Here is a 25,250-nt window from a genome sequence, read left to right as displayed (position 1 = left end):
TGTAAATTGCGCCCTCGTAAGAAAACAAGATACACCGTACTTCTTAATACACAATTTATCAAAGCTATGATTACAAAAGAACAAGTGTTGCAAGCCTTGAGCACCGTGCCGGAGCCTGATTTGAAGGGAGACCTGGTTTCGCTCAATATGATACGAGATGTAGAGATAGAGGGCAAGCAAATACGTTTTACCGTAGTGCTGACCACGCCCGCTTGCCCCTTGAAAGAAAAAATAAAAAATGACTGTGAAGAAGCTCTGCGCCGTCATTTGGGCGACGACCTGAACATCGACATTCACATGACTGCTGAGGTGGCACCTTCAGCCAAAGCTCCCTTGATTCAGGGGGTGAAGAATGTGATAGCCATTGCTTCTGGTAAAGGGGGCGTTGGCAAATCGACCGTTACGGTCAATCTTGCTGTAGCATTAGCCAAAACCGGTGCCCGTGTGGGTATCGTAGATGCCGATATATTCGGTCCTTCTATCCCTACCATGCTTGGCGTGGAAGGGGAGCATCCGCCCGTGCAAGACATCGATGGCAAGCAATACATCATCCCCGTGCAGGCACATGGAGTGAAAGTCATTTCTATGGGCTTTCTTGCCCCCGAAGAGAGTGCCATTGTGTGGCGCGGACCTATGGCAAGCAAAGCGCTGATTCAATTCTTTGGCGATGTATATTGGGATGAACTCGATTATCTGCTGGTTGACCTGCCGCCCGGCACCAGCGATATCCACCTCACTTTGGTGCAAGCCATTCCCTTGAGCGGGGCAGTGGTGGTAACTACCCCCCAAAAGGTAGCTCTCGCCGATGCCATCAAAGCCATTGCCATGTTCCGGCAGCCGCAAATACAAGTACCTCTTTTGGGCTTGATTGAAAACATGGCTTACTTCACGCCTGCCGAACTGCCCGCAAACAAATACTATATCTTTGGAAAAGACGGCGGCAAAGTGTTGGCAGAACGCTTCGATATACCTTTCTTGGGCGAAGTGCCTTTGGTGCAAGCCTTGCGTGAAGGCGGTGATGTCGGCACGCCCATTGCTATCGAAGAGGAGCATCCCGTAGGGAAAGCTTTTGCCGCCATAGCGGCTTCTTTGGCACAACAACTGGCAGTGCGCAATGCTCAAGCCGAAACAACCGTCTAAAACAGGAACAGCCTCATTGGAAATAATGTTATCCTTGTAACTGACTTACAGGCAAACACTATGTCTATCATTGAACGAATAGAAGCTGCTCTTGACAACATCCGCCCCTATTTGGAGACCGATGGCGGCAATATACGGGTAGTGGAAGTAACCGACGACCTAGTAGTAAAACTGGAACTATTGGGGGCTTGTAGCTCTTGCCCTATGTCTTCCATGACTTTCAAAGCAGGCGTAGAGGAAGCTATTCGTAGGGCTGTACCAGAGGTGAAGGCAATTGAGGCGGTCAATGTGAGTATAGGCTAAAGTTGCTTCACTGGCACAACGATACCTCAAAAAAAGCGCCCTGCAAGGGGCGCTTTTTTGCTGTAGGGGGAGGATTCGAACCTCCACGGGGCGGTTAGGTGCATCTGCCATGGCACAGACTGCCCAAAAGCACCCGGCAGACGACTTTCTCCCTTATCCCCACCCGCGAGACCGGCGGGCATGGCTGCCAATTTCATCACCCTACAATTTTGTGTCTTTGCTTGTTGCAAATATATAACAAAGTTTATTTTTGCTAAAAATTATTCATTTAAATTTTTAAAAAAATAGATTTTATTGTGTTTGTGCGCTGTTTTAGTAAATAATTTTTAATTTTTTGTAAAAAAAGGAGCCGCTTATGAAAAAATATTCAATAGATGAGGTCGATCGTGCCATCCTGAATCTGCTGCTGCAGAACAGCGACTTGTCGTATCAGGAAATAGCTGAACGTGTGTTTATCTCACCGGGTACGGTGCACCTGCGCATCAAGAAAATGAAACAAGCGGGCATCATATTGGGCAGCCGCCTCCAAATAGCTGAAAACCTGCTCGGCTTCGACATCACCTGCTTCATAGGCATATTTTTGGAAAAAAGCGCCTACTACGAGACTGTAGCCGACGCGCTGGAGGCAATGCCCGAAGTGGTAGAAGTGCACTATACCACAGGAGCTTACAGCATTTTTCTGAAGGCGATTTGCCGTGATACGGCGCACCTACGCACTTTCCTGCACGACCGCCTGCAAAAACTGCCGGGTGTGCAGCGTACCGAAACACTCATATCGCTCGAAGAGCGTTTCAATAGACCGCATTTATTATCTGATAACTAAGATTTTTCCAATGTAGAAGAAACATTATCGGAGAATTTTTGTTAATTTTGCAGTGATTGAAATTAGTCTAAATAAGAAAGATACTCTATGAGTAAGCCTCATTCAACCGACGACGTTTTGCAAAAACACATCAACTCGGACTATAAATATGGTTTTACGACCAATGTAGAGATAGAAGCCGCCCCCAAGGGCTTAAATGAGGATATTATTCGTTTGATTTCGAATAAGAAAAACGAGCCCAGCTGGATGCTGGAGTGGCGTCTAAATGCCTTCCGGCAGTGGCAGAAAATGGAAGAGCCCCATCATTGGGCAAATATTCAATATCCTCCCATCAACTACCAAGATATTATTTACTATGCGGCGCCCAAACAAAAAAAGCGCCCCAAAAGCCTCGACGAGGTAGACCCCGAACTACGCCGCACTTTTGAAAAGCTGGGCATTTCGCTCGAAGAGCAGAAGCGCCTTACCGGCGTGGCAGTAGATGCAGTCATGGACAGCGTATCGGTCATTACTACCTTCCGCGAAAAGCTGGCAGAGCTGGGCATCATCTTTTGTCCTATCAGCGAAGCTATACAAGAATACCCCGACTTGGTGCGCAAGTATTTGGGCAGTGTGGTGCCAGTCACTGACAATTTCTTCGCTGCTCTCAACTCGGCGGTATTTAGCGATGGCTCTTTTGTGTATATTCCCAAGGGGGTGCGTTGTCCTATGGAACTCTCTACCTATTTCCGTATCAACGCACAAAACACAGGACAGTTTGAGCGCACGCTCATCATTGCCGAGGAAGGGTCCTATGTGAGCTATCTGGAAGGATGCACTGCCCCCATGCGCGATGAAAATCAGCTGCATGCTGCCGTGGTGGAGTTGATTGCCTTAGACAATGCCGAAATCAAATACTCCACGGTGCAGAACTGGTATCCGGGCGATAAAGAGGGCAAAGGAGGGATTTACAACTTCGTAACCAAGCGGGGCATCTGTGCCGGCAAAAACTCTAAAATCTCTTGGACACAAGTAGAGACCGGCTCTGCCATCACTTGGAAATACCCCTCAGTAATACTCAAAGGCGACAACTCTGTAGGCGAGTTCTACTCGGTGGCAGTAACCAACAACTACCAACAGGCAGATACCGGCACTAAGATGATTCACATAGGCAAGAACACCCGCAGCCGCATTGTGTCGAAAGGTATTTCTGCCGGTAAGAGCCAAAACTCATACCGTGGCTTGGTGCAGGTGCACCGCCGTGCAGAAAATGCCCGTAATTTCTCTCAATGCGACTCGCTGCTCATTGGCGACAAGTGCGGTGCCCATACCTTCCCCTATATAGAAGTAAAAAACAACACAGCCATAGTAGAGCACGAAGCAACCACCTCGAAAATAGGCGAAGACCAGCTGTTTTATTGTCAACAGCGAGGCATAGACCCCGAAACCGCCGTGGCGCTGATTGTCAATGGGTATGCCAAAGAGGTGCTCAAGCAGCTGCCTATGGAATTTGCCGTGGAGGCGCAAAAACTACTGGCTATCTCTTTGGAAGGCAGCGTGGGTTGATGCCGCTTGTCTTGCCCTTTTGTTTATCTTTCTTTCTTGTTGAATCAAACCAAATCTAAACATTGAACATCCTATGTTGTCTATAAAAGATTTAAAAGCGCGCGTAGAAGAAAAGGAAATCCTCAAAGGTCTGAATCTGGAAGTGAAACCGGGCGAAGTGCATGCCATCATGGGACCCAACGGTTCGGGCAAAAGTACTTTAGCCAATGTGTTGGCGGGGCGTGAAGACTATGAAGTAACTGGCGGCGAGGTGTTGTTTATGGGAAAAAACCTTTTGGAACTGGAGCCCGAAGAAAGAGCTGGCGAAGGTATCTTTCTTGCTTTCCAATATCCGGTAGAGATTCCGGGCGTTACCACTGCCAATTTCCTAAAAACAGCCCTGAATGCTGTGCGTGAATACCGTGGATTGGAGCCGCTCGATGCCGTGCAGTTCTTGAAACTGCTCAAAGAAAAAATGAAACTCGTGGAGATGGACAGCAGCTTGGTCAACCGCTCGCTCAACGAAGGCTTTTCGGGCGGAGAAAAGAAACGCAACGAAATCCTGCAGATGGCTTTGCTCGAGCCCAAGCTGGCTATCCTCGACGAAACCGACTCCGGCTTAGATATCGATGCTTTGCGCATTGTGGCAGAGGGTGTAAACAAACTGCGCTCCAAAGACAACGCTTTTATCGTGATAACCCACTATCAGCGCCTGCTCAACTACATAGAGCCTGACTATGTGCATGTACTTTACAAGGGGCGCATCGTGAAGTCCGGCACCAAAGAGTTGGCGCTTGAACTCGAAGAGCGCGGATACGATTGGATTAAAGAAGAAGTAGATGCCAACGCTTCATTTTAATTGACGCAGATTGAACTATGACAACAAAAATAACAACCGGTATAATTGACCAACAATTGGCAGCTCAACAACGGCAGTTAGCCGCTGACGTGCCCTTGATGGCAGAATGGCGCAAAGCCGCTTTGGGCAAACTCGAACAACAGGAAGTGCCTGCCTCCCGCCATGAAGAGTGGAAATATACCAACATACGCAGCGTGTGGAAAAAATTGGGCGAGGTAGCGGGCGAATCTGTGGCGTCAACCCTGCCCCAATGGCAGGGCGATGCTTTGAATGTGCGTTTTGCCGCTGGACAGGCAGTCGAGCTGCCCGAAATAGAAACGGCAAACTATATAGTATGCAGCTTGCAAACGGCTTTTGAAAAATATCAAGAAAAAATACAGGACCATTTTGCCAAGCACACCCACTTGCAAGACGACTATTTTGTTTTGTTGAACGAAGCACTGTGGACCAGCGGTTTGTTCGTCTGGGTAAAGCGTGGACAGGTGCTGCCGCAGACCTTGGCGGTGTACTTCGAAGAAGGTCAAGAAGTATTAGAAAACACACACCACCTTTTTATCTTGGAAGAAGGCGCACAAGCCGAATGTGTTTATTTCTTTCATGGCGAGCGCAACCTATACAGCCTGCATAACTGTCTTACAGAGGCTTATTTGGCAAAGGATGCTGTATTGAAGCACTATATTGCCGAAGCCGAAGCTTTCCATCACAGCCGTGTGCTGCGTACCTTTGCCGATGTAGAGCAAAATGCCCACTACCACAATGTAACTTTCGTACTGGGGGGCAATATGACACGTCATGATTTGTGTGCCGCTTTGAAGGGACACCATGCCGAAGCGCATTTTTACGGCTTGAACTACCTTCGTGGGCATGCCCACGCCGACCACCATACGATAGTGGACCACATCGCTCCCAAAACACAGAGCAACGAATTGTACAAAGGGGTGTATGATGAACAATCAGCCGGAGTATTCAACGGCAAGATATACGTACGCCCCGATGCGCAGCAAACCAATGCTTTTCAGTCGAATCGCAGCATACTGCTCACACCAGAGGCAAGCATCAACACCAAACCCCAGCTGGAGATATGGGCTGATGATGTGAAGTGTTCGCATGGGGCTACCATCGGGCAAATCGACGAAGATGCGCTTTTTTACCTGCGGGCAAGAGGCATTCCCCAATCACAGGCGAAGGCGCTGCTGCTGCAGGCATTTGCTGGTGAAGTGCTCGAGCATGTAGGCAACGATTCGTTGAAAGAATATTTGCTTGCACGTCTCCAAGAGCGATTTTCTTGAAACTATAAGCCCTTTTTTTACGTTGGTTTTTTAAATTGAAGGGCTATTTTCAACCTAATATGAAAATTTAAATATTTGAAGCCATGGAAAAACTAACGGAAAAAAAAGCGCTGGAAATCGAGCGTATCCTCAAGGAAGCGGTGATGCAGTGCACCCGTGCCGATGGCTGGGCAAACCTTGCCGAGGTAGGAGGGGTGTTGCGAAGCAAAGGGATACAGTACGGCAAGCTGTCGCGCTTTGTAAGCAACTATCCGCATTTGGTAGAGCTGAAACTGGACACCTCCATTTCACCGCCTGCGGTGTATGCTCGCTTAAAGAAAAAATAAGGTGCCTTGGCATTTCTTTCTCTCATAAAAGCATAATTTTGCCCCACGGGCTTGGCGCTCGTGGGGTCTGTTTTGCACTAAGCGTTGGAGAGATTAGAAGAACAATAAGCTCATGAATAAAAAATATGCACGCAATCCCGTGCGGGCAGTGCTCATAACTTTGCTTGCCTTGCCTTTGTTGGTATGGGGCGTGTGGAATCCTGTCCATCACCCGCAGGCAGATGTTTTGTGGATGACAGCCGTCCTGTTTTTGGTATATGCCTTCTGGCTTTATGCCGCTCCTTTGGTGGTTTGGCAAGATGACCGCCTATGGGTCAATACCGGCTTACTTTCAAAAAATGATTTAGATTTGAACCGGGTAACCGAAGTGGACATTACGCCACATATGGTTACTTTCATCGTGGACAAATCCAAAAGGCTGTGGGTGCGAGTGCCGCTGCGTCTGTTGAGTCCGGATGACCGGAATGCCTTCTTGCGGGATGTGGAAAAGTACATGCGCGACAACAAGGGCATAGATGTACTGTAAGGCGAAAAGAAGAGCACTCTGCTTGCTTTTTTTTCTGGCAGCGGCTTTTGGGGGGTATGCACAGGCTCCAGCACTTTCTTTTGTTTTCGAAGAAGAAAAGGAAGGCATCCGTTTATATACTGCTTATGATGCACGCCATCAATTGGTGGTTGTTAGAGGAGAGGTGAGCGTAGAAGCCTCTTCACAAGCGGTTTTGAACCTCTTGCGCGACAGTAAGCGCGGACATCTGTGGGTGAATGAAGTGTATCGTATGGAAACACTTGCCGTGCAAAGTGATTCGGCATGGGTGAGTCGGGCTTTTATTCACTTCCCTTTTCCATTCAAAGACAGAATATTGGTGTTGAAAAATATTTTGAAAAAGGAGCCGAAAGGGGAGGAGGTGGTGGTTCAGCGCGTAGAGCGAGATTACTATTCCGCAAGTACTGGGTATGTCGAAATTTTAAATGCCTATGGCTGGTGGAATATACAAAGTAGGGGTAATGGCATTTCGAAAATCATATACACCTTTGCCGCTGATGTACGGGTATCGCTGCCTGCGTATGTGGAGAAAAAAATGGCGCTGGCGGGTATGTATGGTACGCTGAAAAGGATGCGCTCTTTATTGGAAAAGCCACGCTAACCTGTGCCTGTGTGTTGTGCGAAATAGCTCTAAATAAAACTTTTTACTCGATTTGGGGTTGTATTATGAAAGCATCTCAGGTAAAAATCATTCGGCTTCTGTGTCTCTGAATAGGAAAGCTTGTAGTGTCATGAGTCGTATTTGCGTTTTTCCCTTGCTTGTTTTTTTACATTTTAACACGTTTTTTATGAAACTGCATCTTGTCTCGAGGGGGAGGAAGTGAATCTGCTACTTAATGAAATACAATCGTCTTACCACAAGCAAATGCCGGAAGGCATGCTGTCTTCATATCGAAAGGTAACCAATAAAAAATTGCACAAAATGGAGATTCAATCACTTGTTTCGTGGTGTTCCGAACACCTAAGTCCGATGGCTTGGCAACGGGTAGCTACCGAGTTGAGCCCTTATTTTCAGAAGAAGTATGGGTGGAGCATTGCGGCTCTTTTCAAACCTCAAGCGAACATGCACCTCGACGATGAAGATTTGATACATATCAATGAGGTGCTGCAATCGCTTTACGGACAGACTGTAGAGGGATAGCTGTAATCGCCTGTATGAACACAAATAGGGCGGGAGGTCTCTTTCAAGGGGGGCTTCCCGCCAACTTTTTTCTGGCGCCTTTGTTTTACTTTTAAAATCAAGCAACAAAGATGAAACAAGCAATTGCCATTTGCTGGCTGCGCCGCGATTTGCGCCTGCACGACAACGCAGCCTTGTATCATGCACTGCGTAATCACTCTGCGGTATTACCCGTTTTTATTTTTGACCGCAGTATTTTGGATGCCCTGGAAAAACCATTCGACTTGCGTGTGCAATTCATTCACGAGCAGCTCAGACACTTAAAAGGACAACTGCGTGCCTTAGGGAGCGATTTATGTGTACTTTATGATTATGTCGGGCAAGCATGGCGGCATATATTAAATGTCTATGAAGTGGAAGCCGTATATACCAATGATGACTATGAACCCTATGCGCGCAAGCGCGATGCTCAAGTAGCGGAATTACTGAAAACACACCATACTCCTTTTTACAGATTCAAAGACCAAGTGATATTCGAGAAGTCGGAGGTAGTGAAAAGCGACGGCACCCCCTATGTGGTTTTTACACCCTACGCGCATAAGTGGAAGACACAGCTCAATGATTTTTATTTGAAGCCTTACCCCACAGAAAAATACTTTTCTTCTTTTTTGAAACTGAGCGAGGAGCTGCCTTTCCCTTCTTTGGAAGCCATGGGGTTTCGGGCAAAGCCCTTTGTTTTTCCCCCTTGCGAAATTCGTGAAGATATTATACGCAATTACCATCAAACGCGTGATTTGCCGGCACTTGATGAAGGCACAAGTCGATTGGGTGTGCATTTGCGCTTCGGTACGGTCAGCATACGGGAACTGGCACATAAAGCCAAAGAATGGAATGCCACTTATTTGAATGAGTTGATTTGGCGCGAGTTCTTTATGATGATTTTATGGCATTATCCAGAGGTAGTAACGCATGCATTCAAAAAAAACTACGACAATATCCCCTGGAGCCACGATGAGGCAGCGTTCCGGCGTTGGTGCGAAGGCAACACAGGCTACCCGTTGGTAGATGCAGGCATGCGGCAACTCAATGAGACGGGGTATATGCACAACCGCTTGCGTATGCTTACGGCTTCTTTTCTTTGCAAACACCTGCTGATTGACTGGCGTTGGGGAGAAGCCTACTTCGCTTCTAAACTGCTGGATTATGAGCTGTCGTCTAACAATGGTGGGTGGCAGTGGGCAGCGGGCACCGGCTGTGATGCTGCACCCTATTTTCGGATTTTTAACCCATGGACACAGCAAAAGAAGTTTGACCCGCAGTATGAATTTGTGAACCGCTGGGTGCCCGAATGGCGAAGCAAAGACTATCCCAAGCCGATTATAGAGCATGCCGCTGCACGCAAGCGCGCCATAGACTACTATAAGCGCTACATTGGTTAACAAGAAGTGGTATTTGCCGATAGCTATTTTTATGTTTATATTTCAAGGAAAGTAACTTATTGCAACAGAACATCTGAAAGCGAATATAAACACTATGCAACAGCAAGAAGAGTCTATTTCTACCTTTTTCCGGCGGGTAGGTTTGCAGCAAGAGCAACTAGACCTACTTTCCTTGCAGTGGTATGTAGCTACTCTTGGCTTGTTGGTATCGATAGAGCGAGGGGTAAGTTATTGGTATTTGAAGCAAATACCTTCCCCTTTTCTTTTTTTAACTATTGGGTTGGGATGGGTACTGGTGTTCATGTTGCTTCGCTACGATTGGGTGAAGCTCTCATCTGTGTTTATTGTATTGCTGCTCTATGCCCAGTCGGTAGACCTACTCAATGGAAGTATTTTTTTTACTCATTATGAAGAGGTTATAAGTGCAGTTTACGCCTTAGTTGCCTGCTTTTTTTCTTATTTTCTGTTTTCTTTTGTCGAAGATAGAAGGAAAAAGCGTATTCTTTATTTTTTACTCACCTCTGTGTGGGTAGCGACGCTTGTTTTTTTGACCAAAAAATATTTACCTGTTTTAGTGTTCGCATCTTATTTTATGATTGTGTGGGTGGACAGACTCAAAGAAAATTTTTTAAAACGAGAAGCAGATGCATTCCAGCGCGTGGCTGCGCTTACTTCGGAGGTAGAGGCACTCAGAATGCGCTTGTTGCAAACAAAGCAAACTTTTTCACTGCAGCAAAAGAAAATAGAAAATCAAAAGGAGTTGCTTGAGCGGCAATATGAAGATACCCTGAGACGTAGCAACCGTATTCGGTTCTATAGTCAGGTACTGTGGGCGATGGCACATTACAAATACGTGCGGGAGGGGATGTGGCAAGAAGGCATGGAGTACTTACTGCCTACATCTGCCGAAGCGCTGAGTGTAACCCGCATTTCTCTTTGGAAATGGCATGAAGAAACAAACATCCTTCACTTGATAGCTGCTTATGAAGAAAGTAGCGGAAAGGTATCTTTTGAAAAAGAGCAAGTTGTTTTGCATGCTTTGAGCGAGCGGATACCTCAATTGTTGATTGAGCAACATTGGTGTGTAGAGGATGTAGAAAGTGCTGCCATTCCAGAAGGCGATGTGGCATTTTTGGACTACCTCAAACGGCATCACATCCTGTCGTTTATGTGGTTGCCTGTGGTGCGCAAAGACCGTCTGTACGGCTTACTTTGTTTCGAAAATCAGGGGCAGCGGCGCGGTTGGAAGCCCGAAGATGTATTGTTTGCTCGTTCGGTGGTCGATGTTTTAGACATGGTAAGTCATGCAGCCGAACGGAGGGTGTTTCAGGAAGAAATCAAGAGACAAAAGGAAGAGATAGAGGAGCAAAATGAGTTGCTCAAACGCCAACAGGAAGAGATATTGGAAATGAACCGGCGCTTGGAGGCATTGGTGCAGGAGCGCACCCGGCGCTTGGAAATTCAAAACAAACAATTGGCTGAGTATGCTTTTGTGAACGCCCACTTATTGCGTGGTCCGTTGTGTAATATATTGGGTATAGTTCACATTTTAGAGCAAGAAGAAAATCAAAAACCAGAGCAGTTGGCTATTTGGTTGCCCTTACTGCGCGAGGCAAGCAACCGATTAGATGAAATTGTGCAAAAGATAGCCCACTTTTTAGACGACAAAGGCTATTTTGACCGCTACGACCTGAAACCGGGAGATTATCACCAATTTTGATGTAATTTTTTTGATTTTTTTTGTGTATTTTATTACACTTCCTTATCTTTCAAAAAGATTGAGCAAGTATAACGCTATCATTTTAAGCAAGCAGTATGGTTAGAGGGAAATATTGGTTGGTCGTAGTATGGAGTGTAGCCTTGAGCCTGAGTGCACAAGCCCAGCAAGACAAACAGCTCAAGCGTTTGGGCGATGAGTTGTTTCAGCTTTCTATAGAAGAACTTATGGACATACCGGTGAGTGTGGCTACCAAAAAGGAGTTGAGCATACGTGAAACCCCCGGGATAGTGAGCGTCATTACTCAGGAGGAGATTCGCAACAGTGGTGCCCGTGATTTGATAGATGTGCTTCGTTTGGTACCCGGATTTGAGTTTGGCGGCGACGTGCAGGGGAGTGTCGGTTTGGGGGTGCGTGGCATCTATGCCTTTGAAGGCAAAGCCTCGGTCTTTTTAAATGGTACCCCCATGAACGATTTGTTGTTTGGTAATGTGCTATTTGGGCATCGTTTCAATCCGGACCAAATCAAGCGCATTGAAATCATACGTGGACCCGGCTCGGCTATTTATGGAGGTACTTCTGAGCTTGCCGTTATCAATATAGTAACAGTAGATGAAGAGCTGAACGGGGCAGAAGCTACCCTTATGCACGGGCAAATGCAGGAAGTGCCCGGGCGCAGTCGCCTTACCCTTTCTTGGGGGCAGCCCTTGGGAAAAGATTGGGAGGTGTCTCTTTCAGCGTCCTACCTGCAGGGGGTGCGCAGCGACAAAACTTACCGCGATGTGTATGGCAACACCTTCGAAATGGAAGACAATTCGGCTATTCGGACAAGGAATGTTTTCGTTGGCGTAAAAAAAGGTAATTTTCAACTGAATTACCTAAACGACAGCTATCATTTGCGCCACCGCAACGGTTATGGTAGGGCTCTGAGCGAGGATACCGACCATCTGACCGACTATCACCACTTGCAGGCAAAATATCGCTGGCAACTCTCTGAAAGGTGGGAATTGCGTCCGTTGTTCCAGTATCTTTGGCAGCACCCTTGGGTATCTAACGACCCGAATGTGTTTGAATGGAGCAACCGCACCGCTCGCCGTACGCTGTTGGGCTTGGAAAGCAATTTCCAAATCGGTAAGGAAAGAAACGGTTGGGACATTACTTTTGGCGGGCAAGTTTACCAAGATTACGCCAAAGTACTGTATTATGGACCCGACCCCTCGCTTTCTACCCAAATACCCAGTCCCGACGATACCTCTCGCTTGCCCAAAGTAACTTATTATAACTACACTGCTTATGTACAAGCCATCTGGCAACGTAACCAATGGACCTTCACTTTGGGGGCGCGTGACGATTACCACACAGGCTACGGCAATGCTTTCGTGCCTAGGGTAGGGCTTACTTTCGTGGATGCTAAATTCCATTCTAAGCTCTTGGCTTCGCGAGCATTTCGAGCACCTAATATCTGTTCTACCAACCCCACAGTGCAGCCCGAATATGCCACCGTCTTAGAATTGGAGTTGGGTTATCAGCTAATGCGTTCTTTGTTCTGGACTTTGAACCTCTACGACATCACCATTGACAAACCGCTGTACTATACCGGAGGGCTCTATGGTTATGAAAACGGTAACAAACTGGGAACACGCGGTTTTGAAACAGAACTCAGATGGGTACAGTCCCATTTGAAAGCTTCGTTGAATTATTCGTTTTATACTACCGATGGTAAAGAAAATGACAAGCTCTACAATGTGTTGCCGGAGTATTTTGCTAATCCTACTACAGATGTACCGGCAGCCATGCAGGCATTTGCTCGCCATCGTATCGGCTTGACTTTAGACTATGCCCTCAGCCGAAAAATAAATCTGCATATAAATAACCTGTATTTGGGTGAGCGCTATGCTTTCGATTATTACGATGGTATTGAATACCGCATGCGCCGCTTCGAGCCTGTCTTGTTGACCAATGTATATGTGCGTGTCAAAGAGATACTCAAAGGCTTGGAGTTGGGGGCAGGCGTATACGACCTCTTGGGTTCCAACTATGCTTTTTTAGTGCCATATGATGCGGGCGGTATGGCACCCACACCTGCGCCTTCGCGTGAGTGGGTCGTGAAGCTACGCTATGCTTTTACAAGGAAGTAGGGAAGTAGCAATAAAAAAGACGGGCAAACTCCCGTCTTTTCTGTTTTATTTACTGTGTCGTTTGCTGTTTAAATCGAAATTTGAGGTAATGAATTTTGTGTCCTTGTGCAGTAAACTCTTCTTCGTAGCGGGTGCATATGCCGTAATGCTCTGCATAGAGAGGGCTGTTATACAGGTCGTCGGTATGTTCAAGGTCACGAATAGGATACTGGCTTAGCACTTCAAGGGTATATTCGTACAGCAGGGCGCTATCTGTTTTTAACTTTACCCACCCGTCTGCTTTCATAATCCGGCGATAAATATCCAAGAAGCGGGGATTGGTGAGCCGACGCCGTATATCACGCTTGCGCGGGCGCGGGTCTGGGTGTATGAGCCATATTTCATCTACTTCATCCGGTGCAAAAAACTTATCCAAGTCATGAATGAAAGTGCGTAAGAAAGCTACATTCTTCAAGCCTTCGTGTAGGGCAATAGAAGCACCCTTCCAGAGGCGCGCCCCCTTGATGTCGATGCCTATATAGTTACGGTCGGGAAACAAGCGCCCCAAGCCCACCGAGTATTCGCCTCGTCCACAGGCAAGCTCAAGGCATATAGGGTTGTCATTTTTAAAAAAATCGCTGCGCCATTTGCCTTTACAAGACTCAAAAAAAGGTTTTCCGGCTTGTATTACCAAAGGATTTTCTTCGTTTTCTTTGAAACGAGCTAATTTATTTTTTCCCACTGCAATGCTGTTTTTTGCCTGCAAAAATAGATATATTTTTTGTTAGACCATTAAGAAATGCAGCAGTCATATCCTCAGCATCATCAGCATGGGCACAACTACGCCGAAGCTGCTGCCCGGCGCAGACGGTCATTGATAGCTCGTCCTAATTGTTCTTCGGGCAGAAGAGGAGTGACCACTGCCTGCACTGGTAGTTGCTCTATGTCGCGTAGGGCAGCGAACAACCTATGAGCTGCTTCGAGGTAGCTACCCTTAGACGATAGAATGAGTTGGTGCTTCATGGGGATTTGCGGTATTGGCTCCCGGAAAACGATGGCACCCAAATCTTGAGGGGAATGGTGTTGCAAGGCTTCTGTAAGTGAGAGAAACACTTTCTTTCGTGGGGCGTAGTGTGCCGACAACATGCCCGGTGCTTTGGGATTGGAAGAAGAGTGGGTTTGCAGCATCACCTTGCCGGCGACCGCTTCGATGTCTTCAAGAGAAATGCCCCCCAAGCGTAAGATGATGGGCTGCTGAGCCTCATGGTGCCAGCCTACAATAGTAGACTCAATGCCTACACGACAGCTGCCCCCATCCAGGATGTAGGGGATTTGCTCGCCCAGTTGGGCATTTACATGCTGGGCAGTGGTAGGGCTTACATAACCGAAAGGGTTGGCACTGGGAGCTGCCAAAGGAAAATCGAGCGATGCTAAGAGTTGGCGCGTGAGCGGGTGGTCTGGCACCCGTACGCCCACAGTAGGCAAACCGGCAGTAACGATATCTGGGATAAGGGCTTTTTTGGGGAGGACAAGCGTCAACGGACCGGGCCAAAAAGCCTCTGCCAGCTTTTTTAGCGTTTCCGGGATATGTTCAACCCACTGGAATGCCTTTTCCATTCGGTCGGTGTGTATAATGAGCGGGTCGAAATGAGGGCGCTGCTTTATGGCGAATATCTGTGCTACTGCTTCGGCATTCAGGGCATTGGCAGCCAATCCATAAACGGTTTCGGTAGGAATGGCTACCACCCTGCCCGATGCCAAGTAATTGCGTGCTTGTTCTATGTCGCTTCCTATCTTTGCCATCGCTTGTTTTTTTCTTAGCGAATACAAAGATAGGGGATTCCATATGAAAAAGAGGGTGCTTTGTGCAAAAGGCGTTTTTGCGGGGCTGTCATTCTGTTGTAGCCTTGCGTTTTATGGCTCAAATCGAAAGCCGAGCACAGTCACGTCGTCTGTCTGTTGGTAAGCCCCTTTCCATTGCTCGAAGGTGTCGGTTAAGCGAGCTTTTTGGGTGTCGAAGGGCAGGTTATGGATTTCCTGAATAAGCGATACGAGGTTTCTGCTATAAAAACGCTTTCCTCTTTCGCCTCCAAATTGGTCTTGAAAGCCATCGGTATAAAGGTAAATATGCATGGGTTCATAGGGCAAGATAATTTCCTTAAAAAGGGTGTCTTCTTGCTCGTACCCTCCTATAGTCTGCTGGTCGCCTCTGAGTATTTCAACTTCTTCTTGGCGGATGATAAGCGCTCCCAAGTTGCCGCCTGCCAATTTTACTTTTTTCGCTTTGCGGTCAATACACAGTACTACGCCATCCATTCCGTCACGAGATACATTTTCTTCCTGTCGCAGTCTTTCTATGATGCCTTGGTTTACAAACGAGAGTATTGCGGCAGGCGAGTGAATTTCACGGTCATGGACAGCTTGAGCAATCAGGTTGATGCACACCATGCTCATCATAGCACCGGGTACGCCGTGTCCTGTGCAGTCGCCTACAACCAAAATGATTTTATCCTCTCCCTTTTCGGTTTTGTGCGCTACCCAGTAGAAGTCGCCCGATACGATGTCACGAGGACGGTAAAAAAGAACATGTTCACCAATGATTTCCCGAAGCTCTTCTGTTGAGGGAAGCATGGCTTTTTGTATCCGTTGCGCATAACGGATACTGCTTTGTACTTTTTCGAGTAGGTTTTCTACTTCGGCAGTGCGTTCACGCACTTTTTCTTCAAGCGAGGCATTCAACTGGCGCAGCTCTTCGATGAGTCGTTCGCGCTCTTCTTTGAGACTGAGCGTTTCAATGGCTTTTTCAATAATCATTTCCAGTTCGCCGCGGTCCCAAGGCTTGGTGATGTATTGATAAATACCACTTTTATTGACTGCCCGCACGATGGCTTCTATGTCGGCAAAGCCGGTGAGTATCATACGAATCAGGTTGGGGTAGCGCTCTACGGTGTATTCGAGCAGTTCCACCCCAGACATCTGCGGCATTTTGTAATCAGTAATGAGTATGTGGATGGGGTATTCTTTGAGGATATCGATAGCCTCTTGCGCTGAAGTGGCGGTATGTATCGTATATTTGCGTTTGAAGGCTGTTTTGAATATGCGCAGGTTACTCTCTTCATCATCCACATACAAAATGTGAATGTCTTTGTGTTTGTTGTTTTCTTCTTGCATAGGTTATACTTTTTTCTTCATTCAAAAAGCTTGCAGAAAAGGATGTTGTGAAAGGTGAGCTGGAGGTGTGCCTTCTCGACTTATTCATGTTGAATGAGTGTTTTCATGCGGTTGTGCTCGTTTGCTTGTTACAATTCTTGTTTGGGTAGCGTAATAACAAACTCGGTTCCTTTGCCCACTTCGCTGTGTACTTCTATTTGTCCGCCATGTTTGTCTATGATAGAATGCACAATAGCCAAGCCCAAGCCGGTGCCCACACCTACGGGTTTAGTAGTGAAAAAAGGCTCAAAGATTCGCGGCAGTTTGTCTTCGGGGATGCCCGTACCGTTGTCTTTCACGCGGATAACCACGTTTTCCTGCAAATCTTCGGTGAATATTTCTATTTTACCATCGGTTCGGTCTTCCGGGATGGCTTGTATGGCATTGCTCAGCAGATTCATGAACACTTGGTTCAGCTGCCCGGGGTAATGAGCAAAAGGCTTTAAGTTAGGGTCATAATATTTCTTGATTTCGATACGGTTCTTGTATTTGTTTTGCAGCAAAATGAGTGTGGCGTCGATGCCTTCGTGTATATTAGCCATTTTGCGCTCTTCTTCATCGAGGCGAGAGAAGGTGCGCAATCCTTTCACTATTTCCATAGTACGGGTGGCGCCTTTGGCTATGTCGCTCACCAATGCTTGAATATCTTCTTTTAGTTCTTCGAACTCTATTTCTTCTCTTAGACGCTCCACCTTTTGAAGCTGAGCGAGCAATTGCTCGTAGTGCTCTTTTACAGGGTGCAAAGCTTCGTAGGCATTTACCACTTCGAACAGGTCTTGCAGTAGCATGCGTAGGGTATCGATGCCGTTGTAAACAAAATTGATAGGGTTGTTAATTTCATGCGCAATGCCGGCGGTGAGTACCCCCAGCGAAGCCATCTTTTCGGATTGAATCAGCTTGGTTTGGGTTTCTTGCAGCTGTTTTACTAATTGTTCGAGTTTTTGTTTGCTTTCCTGTTCGGCTTTTAAGGCACGTTCCAGCTCTTCTTTGGTGAGCATTAGCTGCTCACTTTTTTCGAGCGTTTCTGCCAGCAGTTCTCGCATCTGTTCTTCGCTTTCTTTAAGGCGTTGGGTGTAGAGATAGTCATTTGTGATGTCTTGGATGACGCCCCACCCTTTGATGACCCCTATTTGCTGGTTGCGTTTGGCGTGAGCAGTAGTTCGGGTGTAGCGCACTTCGCCTGTGTCGGCACGGCGGATGCGAAACTCTACGGTGTCTTCATATTCATCGGAAGTGAGTGCTATAGAAAGTTTTTCAAGCACATGAGGATGGTCTTCGGGGAGCACAAAGCGCTGCATCCACTGCATGAAGGTGAGGCGGTAACCGCCTTCTACTTCTGCACTTGTACCCACCAGACGGTAGTACTCATCGGTAAGCGTAAAGTATGCCTCCTCGCCCTTTGCTTCAAAGCTCCATGCTCCTAAGTTGGCAATTCCAAAAGCTTCTTTTAATTGGCGCTGAGTATGATACAGCTCCTCGCTGACTGCCAGCTGCTCGCTCATCAGTTGCAGCAGCTGCTGTTCCGACTCCTGCAGCTTGCGGTTCTTTTCTTCCATTTCTTGGCGTGCCAACAGCAATTGCTCAGTAGTTTCGAGTTGTTTTTGAAGGGCGGTGCGTATCTGTTCTTCGGTTTCTTTCAAGCGCCTATTTTGAGTTTCAATCTCTTCTACCTGACTTTCCAACGTACTTACTACCGGACGGAAAAAGGCATATGCCAAAAAGGGCAATACTGCCAAAATCATGGCGCCTACCCCATAGGTGGAGAACCGCAGGGGATAAAGCTGCTGGTCGGGTTTTATGCCCTGTGAAATGAGGGTGTTCTCCAAATCGTTCACAGTAATTTGCACGATGACTTCTGCCAGTACAACCAGACCGGCAACCACCCAAAGGGCTATTTTATAGGTTTGTCGTAGTTTGCTGTATTGTTTCATATAAATGCGTTTTTAGAAAAAAATATTGAAATAAAAGTTGTAGCTTTATGCGAGCATAAATATATGCTACTTTTTTTTCAAAAAAAGAGCAGTTCTATAAATGTGAAAAATTTACTTACCAAAGCTTCTTTTTGCTCGACCAAAGAAATGTTGTAGAAGCGCTGCTATAAAAGTTTTATCACCGAGCTGCTTTCTTTGTGTTAATAAATCTTTATCTTTGACAGGTGTAAAAAAATAAAGAAAAAATGCCAATGGTTAAAAGAAGTGTAAGCATGCTTGGGCTAAGTTTGTTGCTGGCAGCCTCTGCCCAAGCACAATCGGCGTATCCGCCTATGAAAGCAGCGGTTCAGATAAAGCAAGATGAGCCTCCCAGAAACTGGTTTAACTTAGATAATGCTCAAGACAATGTGAAGGGGATGAGTGTAGAGCGCGCTTATGCCGAGCTGTTAAAAGGAAAGAAAGGACGTACGGTCATTGTTGCGGTTATCGACTCGGGTGTGGACATAGAGCATGAAGACTTGCAAGGGCACATATGGACCAACGAAGATGAAATCCCCGGTAATGGCATCGACGACGATAAAAATGGTTATATAGACGATGTGCACGGCTGGAATTTCATTGGTGGCAAAAACGGTGAAAACGTGCACCAAGATACTTATGAGCTTACCCGCCTGTATGCTGCTTATAGCAAGCGTTTTAAAGATATTGACCCCGCCACATTAAAGGGGAAAGACAAAAAAGATTACGACGATTATTTAAAAATAAAGCAAGCCTATAAGGAAGCCTATGCAGAGGCAGAGGAGGGATATCGCCGTTTTATGAGTATTTATGAGCCTTTTAGCGAAGCTTGTAAAAGACTGAAGAAGCGTCTGAAAGTAGCAGAGTTGACCCCTGAGGTGCTCAATCAGCTTGAAGAAGGAGAGCTCTCCGAAGAAAAGGGAGTGTATTTGTATATAACCCAGATTCGTGGGCTTTCAGAAGAGGATTTGGAAGAGTATAAAGACTATTTCGAAAGCCGCGTAAAGTATGGGTATAATGCTGATTTCGACCCCCGCGCCATCGTAGGCGATAACCCCGAAGACATCAACGACCGCTATTACGGCAACAACGATGTGAAAGGTCCTGATGCCACCCACGGCACGCATGTGGCGGGCATCATAGCCGCAGTGCGTGGAAACGGTATTGGCATGGATGGCGTGGCTGACAATGTGCTGATTATGCCTGTGCGGGTAGTACCCGACGGCGATGAGCGCGACAAAGACGTAGCCCTTGGCATCCGTTATGCTGTGGACAACGGCGCTCATATTATCAATATGAGCTTTGGTAAAGCCTACTCGCCTCACAAAGAGTGGGTCGATGAAGCCATTCGTTATGCCGAATCTAAAGGTGTTTTATTGGTACATGCCGCTGGTAACGACGGGAAAAATACAGACGTAGAACCCAATTTTCCCAGCAAATTTTTCGGCAATGAGCGCAACGAAAAACAGCAGGCCCAAGCATGGTTGGAAGTAGGGGCTTCTTCGTGGTCCAATGACACCAAACAGTTTGTAGCTTCTTTCTCTAACTATGGCAACAAAACTGTAGATGTGTTTGCCCCGGGTGTAGCCATCTATTCGACCGTGCCCAATAACGAATACAAGAGCCTGCAGGGAACCAGTATGGCATCGCCGGCAGCGGCAGGAGTCGCTGCGCTCATCATGTCGTACTATCCGGAGCTGACAGCCCAACAGGTGAAAGACATCATCATGCAGTCGGTGGTGAAGTATGAAGGGGTAGAGGTGAACAAACCCGGAAGCCTCGATGAAATGATTCCTTTCGATAAACTTTGTATATCAGATGGTATTGTAAATGCCTATAAGGCAATACAGCTGGCAGAAGAAATGAGTCGGGGTAAGAGTAAAAAGAAAAGTAAGAAGAAGAAATAACAAAAGTGTAAGGCAGGCTTTGTTCTTTGAAGGACAAGAGAGCCGGGCTAAGCAGCCCGGTTTTCTTGTTTTTGCTTCGTTTCGTATGGCTATTTTTCTCTCTTCGTAAGAACTGCTATTTGTATTGCTTTGATTGAGGTCTCTCACTGCGCTTACGCTTCGTTCGAGATGACAGGTCGCATTGAATTGAGCCGCATTTCGCTACCAAATAAAAAAGGGCTGCTGTGGCAACCCTTTTTCGTTATCTTGTTTTTTTTTTACTCTCCACTTCCTTTTTGCTTGTCAAACGCCACGCGTAGGGTGAAACGCAGTGTTTCCGCCAAGGGGTGGTTCCGCTGAGTGGGAATCAGATAGGCAACATCGATGCCAAACACCTGATAGCGTGCCCCCAAGCCTACAGAAAAATATTTTCGGTCGCCTTTGTTTTTGTGTTCAGTGGCGTAGCCAGCGCGGGCAAAAAACAAATCTTGATAGCTATACTCCACACCGAAGTTGCCTACAAATTCTTGCATTTCTTCTTGGAAGCCGTTGGGAGCATCGCTAAAAGAACGGAAGATGCCTTGCAGGAGCGTCAGGTTTCTGGGGTCTTCTCCTTTTACTATGTTGCCTTGTCTATCTACCAGGGGTGGGGTAGGCACCAGCAATTTGTTGGCATCTATTAGGAAAGTCATTTTGTTGTAGGGGTCTAAGTGCAAAGCCACAGCAGTACCTAAGCGTAAGTTGGTAGGGATGAAGTCCTTTACGTTGTTATCCGAATAAGACATCTTAGCCCCTATGTTGCTGATGTTGACACCAAAAGCCACATCTACTTCTTGGTTGGCTATATTCAGCCCTTGACGGCGGTAAAAAGCCGCCACATCGGCGCCGGCGCTGTTGCCGGGCTTGGCTTGTGCTGTTTGGGAAGTACTTACATTACCGGCTATGTTCGAATGAATGAAGAAACCACCCACTGCCATGGAAAAATACTCCGACAAAAGCACAGAATAGTGTGCCCGTATGGCAAATTCGCGTGGACGGTAGTCTCCCAAAGACTGGTTGTTTTGGTCGGTGAATTGTATATCGCCTAAGTCGAAATAAGTGAGCGACAAGTCAACCGCTTGGCGTTCGTCCCATTTGTAGTATCCCGACAAGAAAGTGAGCGACATATCGTTGACCAGCTTGCGCAGCCAAGGCGAATAAGAGAGCGACACCTCCGCCTTTTTCTCTGCAAAAGCAATGCGCGCAGGGTTCCAATAAGCAGCGTTGGCGTCGGCATCGAGCAGTGCTACACCGGCATCGCCCATGCCCGACGAGCGGGCGTCGGGGGCTATGTTCACAAAAGGAACGGCAGTAGTGATGGGGCGTTTGGTGGTGTCTTGCCCTGTAATGACGGGTGCCGGGCTTCCTTGACCATAGCTGATGTAGAGGCTCCCTGCTGTCATTAAAAAGCTAATCCATAGTTTTTTCATCTGGTTCTTCCTGTTTTGTTTCACCTGTGTGTAAACTGTGTTGCATAAGCAAATAAACGTCGTTTACTCATTTTTTATGATTTTAGCTGAATAGCTGCTTTGTCCTTTGGGGGTATATAAGCTAAGTCGGTAAATATACAAACCATTTTGCAGATTTGATAAATTCACGGGACCTAATCGCCAGCGTTGGGGGGCTCTGGGGTGATAATCAGCGAGGGTAGCTACTTTTTGTCCCATACTGTTGACAAGCTCTATTTGAGCATACAGCGGCTCACCGGCAGCATCATGAGCTACTACCCAGCTGACTGACTCGCTGAAGGGATTGGGGTAGGTTTCTACCGCATGAATGTGTATACTTTGTTTGTCGCCTACCACGAAGCGGGTGTTGGCTTCGGCAGGATTCATGTAAGTATCCCAAGCCAAGAGGCGTAGAGTATGCTCGCCCGGAGGTAGCTCGGGCAAGGGGTAGCGAAGTGTGCCGCGTGTGTAATTGTCGCGGTCGGCAACATAGTAATCACTGACAGTGAAAGTAAGCGAATCATCGAGGATGAGCACGATGCCTTGCCCTTGGGCACTGCCCGTCAAGTTGATGCCGTGTTTGTCATAGAATCGAGCCACTACTACCGAAAGTGCAGGCACCATATCGCCGCTGCGAAAGGTGCTATCGTTCAGATAGAGCGCAATTTGGGGCGGGGTATTGTCTTCGGGGTAGGTGGCAGCCGTACCGCCTATGCGGATATCACCAGTGCCACCGCCGGCGTCTATGTTTCGCGCAGTATCGGCAGCATATAAACTCAGCTTACCGTTTCCTTCGTAATAGGCAATGCCTTTGGGCACAACAAAGCGAAAACCGAAGGTGCCGTTTACTACACTTGCTTTCCCCTGGAAAATCAAATTTTCATAGGCATAATAACTCATTTTGGGGTTGCCCTGCGAGCCTCGCGTTTCCTTTCGAACAGGCTTGTCAAAGAAGCGTACGCTCAACTCACCGTCGAAGGCAAGAGGCTGTCCGTTCTTGTCGGTGATGTTTCCTTCTATGTGCACTTCTTCAAGAGCAGAGAGTACCTCGTTCTGCAGGGCGGTGGCGTAGTCTATGCCATTGATACGTGTAATGTTGATTTGATAGCTTGGATAAGCAAGGCGCAGCGCAGGGTCGCCCAGCAGGCAGAAGTTGCGATTCACCACGCCCGCAAGGCTGTTGTTCTTTGTGATTCGTACCAAATCGCCCAAGCGGGGCATCTCGCCGTCTATGTCTGCAAAGAGTGTTTGGTATAACTGCTGATTAAGCAGGAAATTGGTGCTTGCATACACGGGGCGGGTGGTGGTCAACAAGCCGATAGCACCGCCTTGCGTGCGCAGCATAGCTTCTTCGGCAGCCGATTTGAGCGAGGGGTTGTCGTAGCGCCCAAATTCACAGGTGGCAGTAACCAAAAAGGGGTAGTGGTCTTGCCAATTCCATCGGTCGCGTATGTCGTTGTAAGTAAGCACGCCTTCTTGTGTCCATCCAAATTCGCTGCCGTGTCCACTGTAATTGAGTAGCAGGCAGCCGCGCTGCAGCAGGCTATGTAACTCCTGCCGGGCTTGGGGCGATACTTCGCCCGAAGGGGTGCTTTGCTGCTCGAAGGCATCGAGCAACAGGCGGCGGGCAAGATAAGCCGGGTGATTGCTTTCGATATAACTTGCTAGTTGGTCGGCATCGCGTTGGTGCTGGTTGTTGTCGCCGTCGTCGCCTACCAATACAAACTGCTGTCGCCAGTCGCCCAAAAAACGGCTTTGGGTGGCATAAGCTATTATCTTTTCTACTGCTGCTTCGGCTTCGGCAAGCGTATAGCACGGAATGCGCCCAATCCCTATTTCCAGTGTGTGCTCATTGCCGAGATTGAACAAAAAGTCTTCCTTCCATTCGCCTTCGTGGCTTTCGAGGAAGCCGAAATAGTCGTCCGAAGAAAAACTATAAACAGGATGCAGCGACTGCCGCGACTCATAGGTAGGTACCATGCTTTGCATGTTGGTGTTTTTGAGCAGGTGGCGGTAGTCATATGAAGCATCCCCCATCAGTAGGAGGTAGCGCAAGGTGTTGGGGCTACGTTCATACAGCATACGCACGAAATCACGTAGAGCAGTGGGGTCTTGTTTGCCTCCCGAAAACTCGTTATACACTGCTTGTACAGGGACGACTGCCACATGCATGTTGTCGTGTTGGCGGTGGTGCTCTGCTAACTTTTCGGCTGCGGGCAGAAAGTTCTCATGGCTCACAATGAGCAACTCGGGGGTGGGGAGGGCATGCAGGTTTTGGTTAGCGATGCTTTGGATGCTTGTCGCGCTGCGGAATGGGCTGCCTTGCCAGACGTAGAAAAAGCGTGGGGTGCCCCCTGCAAAAACGAACGACAATTGCCCGTCTTGGTAGCTTGCTGCCATCTTTTTCACTTCAAAGGCATTGCTGACGTCCCACACTTCGGCATTACTTTTTGCTCCTTCTATTGCAAAGCGGTAATTGCCACTGGATGTGCTTTGCCGGTTGAACAGAAAGAGCGTGTCGTTGTCGGCATACAGACGACTTGCTCTTTGGGCTCGCAACTCTATGTAGTTTAAGTAAGCTTTGAATCCATAGTTGGGATAAGACAAGGTAAGCGTCAGCTTGTTGTTGAGCAGAGAAGCAGGAATGGTAAAGTCGCTGATATTTTCCTTGGCTTTGAAATCATACTTGCTGCCCGAGATGGGGGGCAGGGCAAGGCTTGCCACACTTTGCCCATTGGCACGCACTTCGAGTGAGGTATTGGTGGTAGCTGTGCCGGCGGCGGCTACGCGCAGTTGCAGGTCACTGTTTAAGCCGGGTAGCTCAAAATTCCACGAGTATTCCCGTGTAATATAGAACATTTCGCCATACCACTCCCTGCCGGAGCCCGCTCCAAATTCATTTCTCAGTATGTTTTGTTCATCTTTTTCATAGTGCAAAAAATAATCATAACTAGTAAGGGTTTGTGCGCCTGTACTTGGTTCGGCAGTTTCGGTAATGCGTTTACCATTGCCTTGTGAGTGAGTTAGGAAGTAAAAATTGAGCTTGTCGTAGAGGTGTTGCTCATAACGCAACAGGGTGGTTTCCGGGTCGTAATAGATACGCGAAGGACCATCGCCGTAAAACAAAATGTAATCGTCGACATCGAAGCGCCCGTCTGCCTCGCCTACCACACGAATGGCTATTTCCTGCAGGTCATCGGGACGGGGGGCGCTGTTGGCTTGCGGGAGCATGCCGCTGCTGTGGGCATACAGGCGCAAGCTGCGCGGGTCGAGTTGGTCTATGGGTAAGCCTGCTTCTTTGAGTTGTCGGTAGGAGAGCTTGTAAATACCGCGCCCTGCAATGCCTATTTTGAACCACTCGCCTTGGGCAAGCACCGAAGTGGAAGCAAACTGCGCCCGGCTGTGGGGCATGCTCAAAAACAACATAAGTATTGCAAGGAGGGAAAAAATAGGTTGGCTTGTCATGAGTACCGTTCTGTGTTTTGTGGGTAAATACAAGGAAGCTTGCATGAGGTAA

20 protein-coding genes are annotated in these 25,250 nt (G+C 47.6%); 14 read left to right on the top strand and 6 right to left on the bottom strand.

Annotated features, from left to right (window positions below):
* The first annotated feature begins 66 nt into the window (after positions 1-66).
* The 13 genes from FHS56_RS02530 to FHS56_RS02470 all read left to right on the top strand — a co-directional run bounded on the left by FHS56_RS02530 (position 67) and on the right by FHS56_RS02470 (position 13,222).
* Positions 67-1,140, top strand: a complete 1,074-nt coding sequence (locus FHS56_RS02530) for an Mrp/NBP35 family ATP-binding protein (protein ID WP_166918307.1) — start codon at positions 67-69, stop codon at positions 1,138-1,140.
* Between the two features lie 60 nt (positions 1,141-1,200).
* Positions 1,201-1,443 carry a NifU family protein gene (locus FHS56_RS02525; RefSeq protein WP_166918306.1) on the top strand — a complete coding sequence of 81 codons (243 nt, stop codon included), beginning with the start codon at positions 1,201-1,203 and terminating at the stop codon, positions 1,441-1,443.
* Positions 1,444-1,798: 355 nt separating this feature from the next.
* On the top strand, positions 1,799-2,266 hold the full coding sequence (locus FHS56_RS02520) for an Lrp/AsnC ligand binding domain-containing protein (protein ID WP_166918305.1): 468 nt from the start codon (positions 1,799-1,801) through the stop codon (positions 2,264-2,266).
* Positions 2,267-2,353: 87 nt separating this feature from the next.
* Positions 2,354-3,811: a Fe-S cluster assembly protein SufB gene (gene sufB, locus FHS56_RS02515; RefSeq protein WP_166918304.1), complete on the top strand. Its 1,458-nt coding sequence runs from the start codon at positions 2,354-2,356 to the stop codon at positions 3,809-3,811.
* A 73-nt stretch (positions 3,812-3,884) separates the two neighbouring features.
* Positions 3,885-4,649 carry a Fe-S cluster assembly ATPase SufC gene (gene sufC / locus FHS56_RS02510; RefSeq protein ID WP_166918303.1) on the top strand — a complete coding sequence of 255 codons (765 nt, stop codon included), beginning with the start codon at positions 3,885-3,887 and terminating at the stop codon, positions 4,647-4,649.
* A gap of 17 nt (positions 4,650-4,666) precedes the next feature.
* Complete coding sequence (gene sufD / locus FHS56_RS02505) at positions 4,667-5,938, top strand: Fe-S cluster assembly protein SufD (RefSeq protein ID WP_166918302.1); 1,272 nt, start codon at positions 4,667-4,669, stop codon at positions 5,936-5,938.
* 83 nt (positions 5,939-6,021) lie between these two features.
* Complete coding sequence (locus tag FHS56_RS02500; protein WP_166918301.1) at positions 6,022-6,264, top strand: OST-HTH/LOTUS domain-containing protein; 243 nt, start codon at positions 6,022-6,024, stop codon at positions 6,262-6,264.
* A 112-nt stretch (positions 6,265-6,376) separates the two neighbouring features.
* Positions 6,377-6,790 (top strand): hypothetical protein, encoded by a 414-nt coding sequence (locus tag FHS56_RS02495; RefSeq protein ID WP_166918300.1) that lies wholly within the window; start codon positions 6,377-6,379, stop codon positions 6,788-6,790.
* A 22-nt stretch (positions 6,791-6,812) separates the two neighbouring features.
* The gene (locus FHS56_RS02490; RefSeq protein WP_166918299.1) at positions 6,813-7,409 is read left to right on the top strand and encodes an START domain-containing protein; all 597 of its coding nucleotides are present in this window, start codon (positions 6,813-6,815) and stop codon (positions 7,407-7,409) included.
* 321 nt (positions 7,410-7,730) lie between these two features.
* Positions 7,731-7,949 (top strand): hypothetical protein, encoded by a 219-nt coding sequence (locus FHS56_RS02485; RefSeq protein ID WP_166918298.1) that lies wholly within the window; start codon positions 7,731-7,733, stop codon positions 7,947-7,949.
* A gap of 110 nt (positions 7,950-8,059) precedes the next feature.
* On the top strand, positions 8,060-9,367 hold the full coding sequence (locus FHS56_RS02480) for a cryptochrome/photolyase family protein (RefSeq protein ID WP_166918297.1): 1,308 nt from the start codon (positions 8,060-8,062) through the stop codon (positions 9,365-9,367).
* Positions 9,368-9,461: 94 nt separating this feature from the next.
* Positions 9,462-11,087, top strand: coding sequence for a GAF domain-containing protein (locus FHS56_RS02475; protein WP_166918296.1), 1,626 nt, complete (start codon positions 9,462-9,464; stop codon positions 11,085-11,087).
* Positions 11,088-11,182: 95 nt separating this feature from the next.
* Positions 11,183-13,222 (top strand): TonB-dependent receptor plug domain-containing protein, encoded by a 2,040-nt coding sequence (locus FHS56_RS02470; RefSeq protein ID WP_166918295.1) that lies wholly within the window; start codon positions 11,183-11,185, stop codon positions 13,220-13,222.
* 49 nt (positions 13,223-13,271) lie between these two features.
* Here the strand turns inward: FHS56_RS02470 and trmB are convergent, their stop codons facing one another.
* The 4 genes from trmB to FHS56_RS12025 all read right to left on the bottom strand — a co-directional run bounded on the left by trmB (position 13,272) and on the right by FHS56_RS12025 (position 18,342).
* Positions 13,272-13,943 (bottom strand): tRNA (guanosine(46)-N7)-methyltransferase TrmB, encoded by a 672-nt coding sequence (trmB, locus tag FHS56_RS02465; protein WP_166918294.1) that lies wholly within the window; start codon positions 13,941-13,943, stop codon positions 13,272-13,274.
* Between the two features lie 98 nt (positions 13,944-14,041).
* On the bottom strand, positions 14,042-15,004 hold the full coding sequence (locus tag FHS56_RS02460) for an L-threonylcarbamoyladenylate synthase (protein ID WP_166918293.1): 963 nt from the start codon (positions 15,002-15,004) through the stop codon (positions 14,042-14,044).
* Between the two features lie 111 nt (positions 15,005-15,115).
* The gene (locus tag FHS56_RS02455) at positions 15,116-16,372 is read right to left on the bottom strand and encodes a response regulator (protein WP_166918292.1); all 1,257 of its coding nucleotides are present in this window, start codon (positions 16,370-16,372) and stop codon (positions 15,116-15,118) included.
* A 128-nt stretch (positions 16,373-16,500) separates the two neighbouring features.
* The gene (locus FHS56_RS12025) at positions 16,501-18,342 is read right to left on the bottom strand and encodes a sensor histidine kinase (protein ID WP_317165650.1); all 1,842 of its coding nucleotides are present in this window, start codon (positions 18,340-18,342) and stop codon (positions 16,501-16,503) included.
* Between the two features lie 272 nt (positions 18,343-18,614).
* Here FHS56_RS12025 and FHS56_RS02445 point away from each other — a divergent pair, with 272 nt between their 5' ends.
* Positions 18,615-20,267, top strand: coding sequence for a S8 family peptidase (locus FHS56_RS02445; protein ID WP_243844129.1), 1,653 nt, complete (start codon positions 18,615-18,617; stop codon positions 20,265-20,267).
* 257 nt (positions 20,268-20,524) lie between these two features.
* Here the strand turns inward: FHS56_RS02445 and porV are convergent, their stop codons facing one another.
* Together porV and porU are read right to left on the bottom strand one after the other, a co-directional pair.
* Positions 20,525-21,715: a type IX secretion system outer membrane channel protein PorV gene (gene porV / locus FHS56_RS02440; protein ID WP_166918290.1), complete on the bottom strand. Its 1,191-nt coding sequence runs from the start codon at positions 21,713-21,715 to the stop codon at positions 20,525-20,527.
* Positions 21,716-21,778: 63 nt separating this feature from the next.
* A complete protein-coding gene (gene porU / locus FHS56_RS02435; RefSeq protein WP_166918289.1) occupies positions 21,779-25,198 on the bottom strand; it encodes a type IX secretion system sortase PorU in 3,420 nt (1,139 codons plus the stop codon).
* Positions 25,199-25,250: the final 52 nt, after the last annotated feature.

Source organism: Thermonema lapsum (assembly GCF_011761635.1).
GTDB classification, from domain to species: domain Bacteria; phylum Bacteroidota; class Bacteroidia; order Cytophagales; family Thermonemataceae; genus Thermonema; species Thermonema lapsum.
Note: the sequence above shows the minus strand (reverse complement) of the source record. Positions and strands in the feature narration are given on the sequence as shown.

What these genes read in the sequence shown, in the direction of transcription:
- FHS56_RS02530 (WP_166918307.1), top strand. Translation starts at nt 67, where the DNA reads ATGATTACAAAAGAACAAGTGTTGCAAGCCTTGAGCACCGTGCCGGAG.
- FHS56_RS02525 (WP_166918306.1), top strand. Translation starts at nt 1,201, where the DNA reads ATGTCTATCATTGAACGAATAGAAGCTGCTCTTGACAACATCCGCCCC.
- FHS56_RS02520 (WP_166918305.1), top strand. Translation starts at nt 1,799, where the DNA reads ATGAAAAAATATTCAATAGATGAGGTCGATCGTGCCATCCTGAATCTG.
- sufB (WP_166918304.1), top strand. Translation starts at nt 2,354, where the DNA reads ATGAGTAAGCCTCATTCAACCGACGACGTTTTGCAAAAACACATCAAC.
- sufC (WP_166918303.1), top strand. Translation starts at nt 3,885, where the DNA reads ATGTTGTCTATAAAAGATTTAAAAGCGCGCGTAGAAGAAAAGGAAATC.
- sufD (WP_166918302.1), top strand. Translation starts at nt 4,667, where the DNA reads ATGACAACAAAAATAACAACCGGTATAATTGACCAACAATTGGCAGCT.
- FHS56_RS02500 (WP_166918301.1), top strand. Translation starts at nt 6,022, where the DNA reads ATGGAAAAACTAACGGAAAAAAAAGCGCTGGAAATCGAGCGTATCCTC.
- FHS56_RS02495 (WP_166918300.1), top strand. Translation starts at nt 6,377, where the DNA reads ATGAATAAAAAATATGCACGCAATCCCGTGCGGGCAGTGCTCATAACT.
- FHS56_RS02485 (WP_166918298.1), top strand. Translation starts at nt 7,731, where the DNA reads ATGGAGATTCAATCACTTGTTTCGTGGTGTTCCGAACACCTAAGTCCG.
- FHS56_RS02480 (WP_166918297.1), top strand. Translation starts at nt 8,060, where the DNA reads ATGAAACAAGCAATTGCCATTTGCTGGCTGCGCCGCGATTTGCGCCTG.
- FHS56_RS02475 (WP_166918296.1), top strand. Translation starts at nt 9,462, where the DNA reads ATGCAACAGCAAGAAGAGTCTATTTCTACCTTTTTCCGGCGGGTAGGT.
- FHS56_RS02470 (WP_166918295.1), top strand. Translation starts at nt 11,183, where the DNA reads ATGGTTAGAGGGAAATATTGGTTGGTCGTAGTATGGAGTGTAGCCTTG.
- FHS56_RS02460 (WP_166918293.1), bottom strand. Translation starts at nt 15,004, where the DNA reads ATGGCAAAGATAGGAAGCGACATAGAACAAGCACGCAATTACTTGGCA.
- FHS56_RS02455 (WP_166918292.1), bottom strand. Translation starts at nt 16,372, where the DNA reads ATGCAAGAAGAAAACAACAAACACAAAGACATTCACATTTTGTATGTG.
- FHS56_RS12025 (WP_317165650.1), bottom strand. Translation starts at nt 18,342, where the DNA reads ATGAAACAATACAGCAAACTACGACAAACCTATAAAATAGCCCTTTGG.
- FHS56_RS02445 (WP_243844129.1), top strand. Translation starts at nt 18,615, where the DNA reads ATGCTTGGGCTAAGTTTGTTGCTGGCAGCCTCTGCCCAAGCACAATCG.
- porV (WP_166918290.1), bottom strand. Translation starts at nt 21,715, where the DNA reads ATGAAAAAACTATGGATTAGCTTTTTAATGACAGCAGGGAGCCTCTAC.
- porU (WP_166918289.1), bottom strand. Translation starts at nt 25,198, where the DNA reads ATGACAAGCCAACCTATTTTTTCCCTCCTTGCAATACTTATGTTGTTT.